Origin of the sequence: Mycobacterium sp., from assembly GCF_049608025.1 — a bacterium.
Taxonomy (GTDB): domain Bacteria; phylum Actinomycetota; class Actinomycetes; order Mycobacteriales; family Mycobacteriaceae; genus Mycobacterium.
Window position 1 is genome coordinate 24,734 of the sequence record NZ_JBMYXC010000035.1, and the last position, 10,661, is coordinate 35,394.

General features: G+C 64.5%; 7 protein-coding genes. 3 read left to right on the forward strand and 4 right to left on the reverse strand.

The window, feature by feature from the left end:
* Window positions 1-60: 60 nt before the first annotated feature.
* From ACPGXI_RS12500 to ACPGXI_RS12510, 3 genes are all read right to left on the reverse strand, one after another.
* Window positions 61-450, reverse strand: coding sequence for a hypothetical protein (locus ACPGXI_RS12500; RefSeq protein ID WP_526653292.1), 390 nt, complete (start codon window positions 448-450; stop codon window positions 61-63).
* Between the two features lie 86 nt (window positions 451-536).
* Complete coding sequence (locus tag ACPGXI_RS12505) at window positions 537-1,817, reverse strand: amidohydrolase (protein ID WP_526653294.1); 1,281 nt, start codon at window positions 1,815-1,817, stop codon at window positions 537-539.
* Window positions 1,818-1,917: 100 nt separating this feature from the next.
* Entirely contained in the window at window positions 1,918-2,937 is a 1,020-nt protein-coding gene (locus ACPGXI_RS12510) for a helix-turn-helix domain-containing protein (protein ID WP_526653296.1), read from the reverse strand.
* 72 nt (window positions 2,938-3,009) lie between these two features.
* Between ACPGXI_RS12510 and ACPGXI_RS12515 the strand changes: the two genes are divergently transcribed.
* Together ACPGXI_RS12515 and ACPGXI_RS12520 are read left to right on the forward strand one after the other, a co-directional pair.
* Window positions 3,010-5,226, forward strand: a complete 2,217-nt coding sequence (locus ACPGXI_RS12515) for a fatty acid desaturase (protein WP_526653298.1) — start codon at window positions 3,010-3,012, stop codon at window positions 5,224-5,226.
* 158 nt (window positions 5,227-5,384) lie between these two features.
* Window positions 5,385-6,887: a wax ester/triacylglycerol synthase domain-containing protein gene (locus ACPGXI_RS12520; RefSeq protein ID WP_526653300.1), complete on the forward strand. Its 1,503-nt coding sequence runs from the start codon at window positions 5,385-5,387 to the stop codon at window positions 6,885-6,887.
* Between the two features lie 6 nt (window positions 6,888-6,893).
* Here ACPGXI_RS12520 and ACPGXI_RS12525 read toward each other — a convergent pair whose 3' ends face one another.
* Window positions 6,894-9,374 carry a molybdopterin-dependent oxidoreductase gene (locus ACPGXI_RS12525; protein ID WP_526653302.1) on the reverse strand — a complete coding sequence of 827 codons (2,481 nt, stop codon included), beginning with the start codon at window positions 9,372-9,374 and terminating at the stop codon, window positions 6,894-6,896.
* A 94-nt stretch (window positions 9,375-9,468) separates the two neighbouring features.
* Between ACPGXI_RS12525 and ACPGXI_RS12530 the strand changes: the two genes are divergently transcribed.
* Window positions 9,469-10,473: a winged helix-turn-helix transcriptional regulator gene (locus ACPGXI_RS12530; protein WP_526653304.1), complete on the forward strand. Its 1,005-nt coding sequence runs from the start codon at window positions 9,469-9,471 to the stop codon at window positions 10,471-10,473.
* The last annotated feature ends 188 nt before the right edge of the window (window positions 10,474-10,661 follow it).

Here is a 10,661-nt window from a genome sequence, read left to right on the forward strand (position 1 = left end):
GATTGAGCCATTCCAGAACCCCTTATGGCGCAGGCGCCCTAGGCTCGCCAGAGCCGCAGCTCAGGCCACACTGCTACTGCGCTCGTACCGCAACACTTTGCCGCCATGCCGGATCGTCTTTATCCGCACGCATCCATCGTGGTAGACGTGCCGGATCTCCCGGCATCCGCAGGAATACTTGAAGTCGTCATACAGCAAGCCCTCATAGTCATCTTCGACATGATGATCGCCGTCTGCGGCGTGCCCGCAAGGCGCTGTTTTCTTCTTAAAGTACGTAGTGGCAACAACCATCGGCCCGCCTCCTTCAATATCGCGCGACTGTTCTGGGTCGCATCGGAAATACGCCGAGCGGGCCCGCGCGGGCACACTTGCGACGCCGAAAGCCGTTGGTTCGACCGCCCGCTTCCACCAGTCAGGGTGCTTGGCGAACCTGAGCGTGACCGTCTTCATTAGCCGTGAACATGCTGAGTGTTGGTCGCGGCTGAAAGCCGGGCGAGCCGATCAGGTTGGCTCAGGACACGATCCCGAACGGGCGGTCAACCTGCTTCCCGTGTCCCCATCAGCTTGAGCAGCGTCGCCGTTGCGATCTTGACGCCGAGGGGGATGGCATCGAGGTCCACTTGATAGTCCGGGTTGTGATTGACATAGGGCACCTGCATGCCCCTCGCCTGCGCCTGCTGAACGTGCTCCGGTTTCGCCGTGCCCACGTACAGGAACAGATAACGACTCTTCTCGTTCTCCAGGACCAGATGGTGGAAATCCTCCGACCCCATCAGCTTCGGGATCTCAGCGAGCACAGCATCGTCGCCGAGCAACTCCCTGAGCGCAGGCGCTATCGATTCGGCCAGTTCCCCATCATTCGACAAGACCACCGAGCCGCCCTTCATCGCGGTAGTGGGGTACTTGGATTCGGGCAAACCGTATGCCGCGGCGATGGATTGGTTGATGCGATCGATGGCGGCAAGCATCAGCTCCCGGTCCTTCGGGTCGTACCAGCGCAGATTGATCTTCACCAGCGCCGAATCCGGAATCACGTTGTTGTCGTCGCCGGCCTGCAGCGAACCCACCGTGAGGACCGCTGCGTGGAGCGGGTCGACGCCCCGACTGACGATGAACTGATACTGAATCACCGCTGTGCACGCCATCAATACCGGGTCCTTGGCGAGATGCGGTGACGACCCATGTCCGCCGATCCCGCGAAAGGTGACATCCAATTGGTCGGTGCCGGCCAGGGCCGGTCCGGCGCTGCACGTCGCCAATCCGGTAGGAATCGGCGCGGTATGCAAACCGATGAGATAGTCCGGTTTCGGCACACCGCGTTCATAGAGACCGTCGCGCACCATCGCGGTCGCCCCCAAAATCAACTCTTCGGCCGGCTGACCGAGCAGAACGAGCGTGCCGTGCCAGTCGGACTTGTGCTCCGCCATTGCTTTGGCCACACCGATGAGCCAGGTTGTGTGTGCGTCGTGCCCGCACATGTGCCCCACCGGCACTTCCTCTTCCGGACCACCGAGGGTCGTGCGCTTGACGGTCGCTGTGCTTGCGTAGGGCAACCCGCTGGCCTCTTTGACCGCGTTGGCGTCCATATCGGCCCGATACATGACAACCGGTCCCTCACCATTCTCGAGGATCCCCACCACTCCGGTCTTGCCGATGCCGGTCTTCACGTCGTACCCGAACGATCTGAGTTCTTTTTCGACGATTGCTGCCGTACGGACCTCCATGAATCCGAGTTCTGGATTCCGATGAATGTCCTTGAAGATGTCCACCAAACGGTCGGCGTCGGCGTCGATAGCGTCGTTCAGTCGCGCGTTCATCCGAGCTCCCTCGTTGAGTTGGCGATCCCAATCTAGCGGCGTGCCAACGCGACGGTCCGAGGATCGCGAAGCTGAGCGCCCAAGTGTCCGGGTAGGGATCTCAGTTTTTCCTGCGGAAATCGCTGGGCGCCATGCCTTCCCGACGTTTGAACGCGTGCGTGAAGTTCGCCGTCTCGGCATATCCCAGACGCTTGGCGATCTGCGCCACAGGGGTGTCTTGCTCCAGCAATTCGATGGCCAACCCGCGCCGGACCTCGTCGAGCAGCGCCCGGAACGACGTCCCCTCGTTAGCCAGGCGACGGCGCAGCGTCCGCGGATCGATATGCAGTTCGTCGGCTACCGTCTGCATCGACGGAAGTTCGCCTGGCTGGTGCCGCAGCCGACTGCGGACCTGCCCCGCGACTCCGACCCGCGACAGTCTGCGGCCGAGCAGTTCCCCGCACTGGCGACTGAGCAGGCGCGCGGTATTCGCATCGGCCAAGGGCGATGGCTGATCCAGAAATGTTCGCGCCATGGCGATCCGGTTGCCGCGCCGACCGGGATACACATCGCCGGGAGGAAGCCGCCACAACTCCGCGAGCTTGGTGGCCCGCTCGGTATCGAGCGTCGTTTCCAGCCACAGCGGAGCGAACCCGAGTTGCGCTCCGCGCAACGCGGCGACCAATCCGGCAAGGTCACGTTCAACGATGAATGCCCTTACATCGACGGGTAACTCGCTGTCGTCGGCGACCAGATAGGTGTATTCCTCGTCGGTCTCCACCGAGAACCGCAAGTGTGTCGGGGACAGTGCCAGGAACGGCAAGGCCGACTCCACGCCCTCCCGCACCGTCGGGCAGGCCAGGATCAAAAAGCCGATGACCCCCGCGCGGCCCAGTGTGGAGTGCGGTCCCACCTCGAGGCCGGCTCCCGGTCGATCGCCAAGCCGGGTCATCAAGTTGCGGATGACATCGAACTCCTGGTGAGCCCAGATCTCGGAGTTCTCGTCGTCGAGTTCCGCTTCGGTCAAACCGCTGCCGGCGAGGCACTCCGCCGCGGTCATCCCGTTGGCGATGCCGGCCTGCACCATGATGCGGACGCCCTCGGTGCCCCGGGGCACCGCCCAGCACGGGCCTGTTTCCACTGTCCGAAAATACCAAATTGCTGTCCCGTAGGAACATTCCTTTGCCCAGACTTCCTACCTACCGTGGTATTCATGACGACCGCTATCGCCGTCGGCCAGGAACAACGTCTCGCCGATGATCTCCAGGATCTGTACCGACTGACCAAGGCACAGGTCGGTGACGAGGACCTGGCCCACATCCGAAACGTCACCGCCTACGGCCAGGCGATCAACGCCCGTCGGCTCGAGCTCTTGCGCGACGGTAGCCCCAAGGCCGTCGGGCGTGCCGTGGTCCTCGAGATGCTCTACCGCCTGCTCCAGTTCTCCGAGCTGGGCCACAACATCATCCACGGCAGCTACGACCACCTGCCCAACTGCGGCGAATACCATTCAGAGCGCTACGAGTGGGACTTCAACGTCGACATCCGCCAATGGAAGGTGATGCACCACGAGGGGCACCACCCACACACCAACATCGCCGGCCGGGATCACGACCTCGGCTACAGCATCTCGCGCGCGATGGCTGGGCAGGACTGGTTCGGCCACCACGTCGTGCAGACCGCGGTGATCGGGGCGCTCGCCGCGACGGCACCCCAGAGCGCACCGTTCATGCTCGGCAACGTGACCCGGCACGTAGAAGGCCGGCGCTTCTTCAGCCGAAACCTGCTGCGCGCTCCGGTGCGCATCGCCCTGCGCGATGCGCGGGAGCGCTACCTGCGGGAGCCGCTGACCGCCGGTTCGAGCTTGCTGCCCGCCTTGCTGGCCAACTATCTCGGTGGAGTGGCCGGCTACATGTCGGTGTTCTTCCTCGTGGCGATCGAACATCACGCCGGCGAACTGGAGATGTTTCCCGACCCCGGTCCAGACGAGACACCGAACCAGTACTACGCGCGCCAGTTCCGCGCGACCAGGAACTTCGTCCGCAGTCCGCGCATCGATGACTTCCTGGAGCGCATCCTCACCGAAGAGGTGCCCTTCGAGAACCGCCCCGATTTCCGGATCTTCTACGGCGGCCTCGACACCCACATCGAGCACCACATGTTCCCGGACCTGCCGCCCAACCGGCAGCGCGAGATCGCACCCGCCGTGCGCACGATCGCGGCGCGGCACGGCCTGCCCTACCACGAAACGCCACTGCTGGAATCGATGCGGCTCTTCGCGAAGGCCATCACCGGCCTGTCGATCCCCTTGGGCGAGAGAGAGGTCGGTAAGCCGCTGCGCCTTCTGGCGCAACCCATGTCGCTGGCCCGCCGGCTGGCGTTCGGCGCGGCGTACAAGCCGCTGCCCGAAGGCCCCTACTTGGAGCAGCCGCGGTTCTACAACGTGCCGGCCAAGGTGTTGTCGGCCCACTCGGCGGCGAATGGGCAGGCACTCCACATTCGCGTGCAAAAACCGCGCGGCTGGGAGGACGTGCGCTGGGACGCAGGCGCTTTCGTCTCGGTCCGAGTCGAAGTCGGCGACGAGGTTCTGGTACGGCAGTACAGCCTGGTTCACGACAGTGTCAGCTCGGACACCATGGAGATCTGCATCAAACGCGTGCCCGACGGTCGAGTCTCCAACCAGCTCAACGACACCCTGCGGTCCGGCAAATACCTGACACTGGTCGGCGTACCCGCCAACACCGGTGGGATGACCATAACGACCCCCCCACGCAAGTCGCTGTTCATCGCCGGCGGCGTAGGGATCACTCCGATCATCAGCCAACTCCGAAAAATCGCCCGCGAAGCACCGGCATCCGACGCGGTGCTGATGTACTTCAACCGCGACGATCACTCGATCATCTTCGAGCGCGAGTTGCGTCAACTTGCCGACAGCTCGGGCGTTCGAGTCCACTTCTTCACCGATGAGCCGTCGCGCCTTCACGATGTCACCCAGGGAAAGCTGTCCCAGATTCTGCTCAAGCGCCATGTCCGCGATCTCGCCGACCGTGAGACTTTTGTCTGTGCGCCCCCCGCAATGATCGATCTCGCGCAACGCCATCTGGTTGGCCTGGGCCTCGATCCCGAGCGTTTCCACACCGAATCGTTCGCCCCGCCCACCCTTGACCGCCCCGCTGACGACGGCCGCAGATACACCGTCCGGTTCCGCCGCAGCGAACGTTCAGTCGAAATCGATGGGGCTACAACGCTCTTGGAGGCTGCCGGGCGCGCGGGCATCCGGGTGCCAACCGGCTGCCAACGGGGTCTCTGCGGCGCCTGTGTGTCGCCGAAACTGAGCGGTGCCATACAACTCGAAGCCGACCGCGGCTCGATGGAGCGCATCACCGTCTGCAACAGCCTCGCCTGTTCGGACATCGAACTGGACCTTTAGCCTAGGTTCGCTCAGATCCGGATTTCGGCGTGCTGCGCCGCAGGAGCGGAACACGGCTGCACTTCGGACTTATCCGACCATGTCAGACACCAGGCCCGCAGTTGGTGACAGGATTCCCTTATCGAGGCCCGGCGAGGGGCCGCGAACAAGGAGGGCATGTGACGGACAGTCCGAAGAAGACTTCCCAGGCGAAGAAGGAGTCGGCAGCTAAAAAGGCTCCGCAGCAAGCACCCCCTAAGAAACTGCGCGGTAAGGAGACGATCACCTCAGCCAGGCGGCTGGGTGGCTGGGATTTCGCTACCTGGCGCATGGCCACCGATGACCCCGTGATGCGCTCCACCATCATCGGTCTGCTGGTGCTGGAGAAGAGCCCGGACTGGGACGTGCTGGCGGATCGCTTTGAGCGGGCCACGCGTCTTGCGCCGGTGCTGCGCTCGGTCGTCGTGGAAGGTCCGCTCGACCTCCAGACCCCGCGGGTGGTCGTGGATCCGAACTTCGACATGTCCTATCACATGCGTCGTTTCAGCATGCCGAAGGGCTCGGGATGGGGTGACGTGCTCGCCGAGGCTCGCCGACAGAGCATGTCAGACTTCGACAAGGATCGGCCCCTCTGGCAAGTCACGGTCCTGGAGGATCTGCCCGGCGGCAGGTCGGCCCTGATCATGAAACTGCACCACGCCATCGCCGACGGTCAGGGGAGCGTCCAGCTCGGCCTGGCATTGTTCGACTTCGTCGAAGAGGGAACTGATCTCGGGCCGATGCCGCCGGCTCCGGAACCGGCCGTGCTGGATGACCGCGGCTTCATGCAAGCCGTGATCCGCAACAACGTCGGATGGGTTGCCAAGACCGCCGAGGACGCCGTCAAGGGCATCGGGCCGCTGGCCCTGTTCGCGATCAAGAGCCCGAAGCAGTTGATCAGCCAGGTCGTGGATACCGCCGCGTCGTTGGTGCGGTTCACCAAGATCCCATCGCCGCTCGGTCCGCTGTCACCGATCATGCAGGCCCGCAGCCTCAACTATCACTTCGCCACCATCGACATCGACTTCGCCCAGTTCCGCGCGGCCGCCAAGAAGCACGAGCGGACGGTCAACGACCTTTTTCTGGCCGCGATCAGCGTCGGCATGCACCGCTACCACGAGAGGATGGGGCATCCCGTCGACGAGCTACGCATGAACATGCCGATCTCGCTGCGGACCTCCGAGGACCAGACCAACGCGGTAACCATCGCGCGTTTCGAGATCCCCATCAGTGACGCCGTCGACGACGTGCTGGACGCGGCGGCACAGACGGTCCGCAGCTGGCGCGCCGAGCCGGCCCTGAAGCTGGCCGACTACCTCGCCGAGCTCAGCCGCTTCCTGCCGCCGGAACTGGTGTCGGCGGCAGCCCAGACCTCCGACTTGACCGCGTCCAATGTGCCCGGGGTACCGGCTTCGGTGTGGCTGGCCGGTGCCAGAGCAGAGCGGATGTACCCCCTGGTCGGGACGATCGGCGCGGCGGTTAACGTCACGATGCTCACCTACGAGGCCACCGCGAGCGTGGGGGTCAGCACCGATGACGCTGCGGTCGATGACCCGGAGGAGCTGGTGGCCAGTCTGCGGTACGGGTTCGGGGAGGTCATCGGCACCTCGGTGTCGGCGGGGGATCCGCTGGCCCCCGAGTGATCTTCCTCAATGCCGGACCACCTCGACGCGGGCCGGCACGTTCTTGTGCCAGGGGGTGCCGGCCAGCCAGTCCCTGCGATCCACCGAGGTGAGTTCGTTGGGCGCGACGCCGGTCTGAACCTGCGTTCCGTCCGCCGCGCGGTGGTGGGTGCCCAATCCGTTGGGCAGCGAAATATGGCCTGCCTGCATCATGGGACTCACCTCGACCAGGACGTCCGCGGCGCCACGCTCGGTCACCAGCCTGGCGGAATCACCGTCGGCCAGGCCGTAGCTCTCGGCATCGGTAGGGCTGATTCGCATCGCTCCTCCCGCGTCGCGACGACGCCAGGCCGGATCGCGGATGATGGTGTTCGCGGTGAACGACCGCCGCTCGCCGGCCGACAGCACCAGCGGGAACTCCTCGGTTGTCCAGACGCCCGGATCGTCGATGATTCCGCCGAGCTTCTCGAGCAGTTCGGGCACCGCGATCGTGAAGCGGCGATCGGTGCGGCTGACGTAGTTCCATACGTCCGTCCACTCGTCGACGGTGAACGTGAGGCCGGATCTGCGGTTCAGGATGGCCTCGAACAACTTCTCCCCGGGTTCGAAACCTGGTCCGGTAAATCCGGCGCGGCGGACCCCCTGCGGATTGTGCAGAGCACACAGATGCGCCGCCGCCCAGAGGCCGGCGGCCGGCCGGGCGCCATCGGGCAGCGTGGGCCCGAGCGTTTCGTACAACAGGTATGGCGCGAGCATGGTGATCGCAGGGTCCGCGGCGATGGCGGCGAAGAACGCGACGGTGAAACTGTGCCGTCCCCCCTGGGCGGCGGCACGGAGGGTGTCGATCGTTTTCGGGTCGACGACGCCGAGCGCACGGATAAGCCGGGCGTAGATCTCCGGTTCGCTCAATGTTCCGGGCAGTGGGTCAAGCACCGGAGCCCGTAGCTGAAAGACGTTGTGCGGGAATTCGAAGTTGAAGAAAGACGCCTCCCATTTCTCGAACTGCGAGCTCGCGGGCAGTACGAAGTCCGCAAGACGTCCGGTTTCGGTCAACGCGACGTCGACCACCACGGACAGGTCCAGTGCCCGCATGGCGCGTCGCCACCGCTCTGAGTCGGCCAGCGAATGTGCGGGGTTGGTGGCGTCGATCCACATGGCCCGCAGCCGATCTGGGTGGTCGGTGAGGATCTCCTCGGTGATCGAATTGCACGGGACCAGGCCGGCGATGATCGGCGCTCCGGTGACCAGGGTGCGATCCCCACTTCCGCCGGGCCCGATGACGGGTGCCAGCGCAGCGACGCGGGTGGCGGACCTGTCCAGAACGGCTTTGGCCATCCGGTTTGTGGCCGCGGCGGTGGTGCGTATCCCTGCCAACGCGCAGACCAGCTTGCCGACCGGCGCTGCCGTTGCCGCAAAGGCCCCTGCGAGAAGCAGTTTAGCCTTGGCCGGCAAGTTGTTGGGCGCGTGCTGCGGGCCATGCGGCGGCGGCCCGGTCAGTGGGATGAGGCTGGAATGCAGAAACATCGTGCCCGGCTCACCGAAATTTCCGGTGAGGATCCAGATCAGCTTGTTGAGATAGGACACCAGCGTGCTGTGCGGACCTTGTTGCGTACCGAGGTCCTCATAGGTCGTCACCGACGCAGCCGAGCCGATGCGGTGCGCAGCGGATTCGATGAGATCCTCTGGTACGCCGCATCGTTGGGCGTACTCGGATATCGGCACTTCGCGAAGCTCGGCCAGCACCTCCGCCGAACCGGAAGTGTGGGCGGCGATGAAGTCGCGGTCGATCAGATCGTCGCGCAGCAGGATGGCGAGCAACGCTGCCAGACACCACGCGTCGGTACCGGGACGCACCTGCAGATGAATGTCGGCCATCGCTGCGGTCTCGGAACGACGCGGATCGAGAACGATCATCGAACGCGCCGGGTCGCTCGCGATCTGCTTCAGTGTTGGGCGGGCACGCGGAAAACTGTGCGACTGCCAGGGATTCTTGCCCACGAACACCACAACCTCGCTGTTCGCGAAGTCGCCCTTGGTATGTCCGCCGTACAACTTGCCGTCGACCCATATTTCGCCGGTCTTCTCCTGGGCGATCGCGTTGGAGTAGTACTTCGCTCCGACGGCTGCTTGCAGTGCTGCTCCGTACATGCCACCGAGGTGATTGCCCTGGCCGCCGCCGCCGTAAAAGAAGATCTTGTCCCCGCCGTAAGTTTCGCGAACCTCGGCAAGCCGGGCGGCGATTTCGCCGATCGCAGTTGACCAGTCGACTTCCTCGAATGTTCCGTCCGCGCGCCGTCTCAACGGCGCAGTGATCCGGTCCCGGTTGTTCTGGTAGTGATCCAGGCGCAGCGCCTTCTCGCAGGTGTAGCCCTTACTGGCCGGGTGCTGCTCGTCACCGCGGATGCGATCGAAGCGCCGCCCGTCCAGCTTGATCTGAATGCCGCAGTTGCATTCGCACAGGATGCACGCAGTTCTCGCAGTGTCGTCCAGCGCAGTGTGGTCCACCATGAGTGAACTATAAAAAACATAGCGTCCACTTGCAATAGGCTAGTCTTTTGGGTGACCGGTGGGTTCACCCATAGCGACCACGACAGCAGGAGCGATGCGAAGCTACGACCAGTTCTGTCCGGTGGCACGCGGGCTGGACAAGATCGGCAGCCGATGGACGATCTTGATCGTCCGCGAACTGCTGCTCAGCCCCCGGCGCTACAGCGATCTCGAAGTCGGCCTCCCCGGGGTCACACCCAACGTTCTCGCCGACCGTCTCCGTGAACTGCAGGCGGCGGGAATCGTGCGGCGATCGAAGCTCCCGCCACCCGGTGTTGCCGTGGTCTACGAGCTCACCGAACTCGGTGAAGGCCTGCGGCCAGTCGTCGATGCCCTGACCAGATGGGGCCTGCAACTGCTCGATGTGCCGCAGCCCCAGGACAGCTTTCGGCTCGACTGGCTCCTCGGTTGCCTACGGGCCAGCTTCCGGCCCGAGCTGAGTTCCGGCGTCCGGGAAAGCTACGAGTTCCGGGTGCAGGACGAGGTATTCCACATTCGTATCGACGGTGCGGAGATCGATGTTCGCCACGGTCCTGCCGCGGATCGAGCCTGTGTAATCTCAGCGGACCTGTCCGCGCTCTTGGCCGTCGGCGCGCAGTTGCTGGAACTCGATGACGCGGAGGACCAGGGGGTGGTCCATATCGAGGGCAGCCGCTCCGCTGCCGCACGCGCGATCACGATCCTCGGACCCCACCTGGAGGCCACCGGGGGCCAACACGGCATCATCGGTGCGGTCAGGGCGCGATTCCAACCCGGGGCGACGCGTGGCATTGCGGAGTCCTACGAATTCCGCATCGACGGCGTGATCTTTCACGCTCTCGTCAACGACAGATCGGTGCAGATGGCCCTCGGTCCGGCGGTTGAGCCGGCCGCAACGCTGAGCACCGATCTCGCCACGCTGCTCGGCCTCGGCGCCGGCACCATCGATTTCGAGCAATCCCTGGCCGGCACCCGGGGCACTCTGACGGGCGACCCTGCAGCCGGACGACGGATGGCAGCCGCGTTCGGGGTCAGGGGCGCAATCGCCGACACCTCGTCAACCACAGCCGGACATTCTTAGCCGGGGTGCCACGCACTGGGTTACCGGGTCGCGCACTGGGCTACGGGTATGGACTACCAGTGCACACCGCGGGTGACCTCGGCGAAGACCTTGCCCTGGGTTGAGATCTGCTCCTGGCCGGCAGCCTCCTTACCTTTGGCGGCGGCAGAGTCGTCGAACAGATCGAACCCGCGGCTTCGCACGCGATC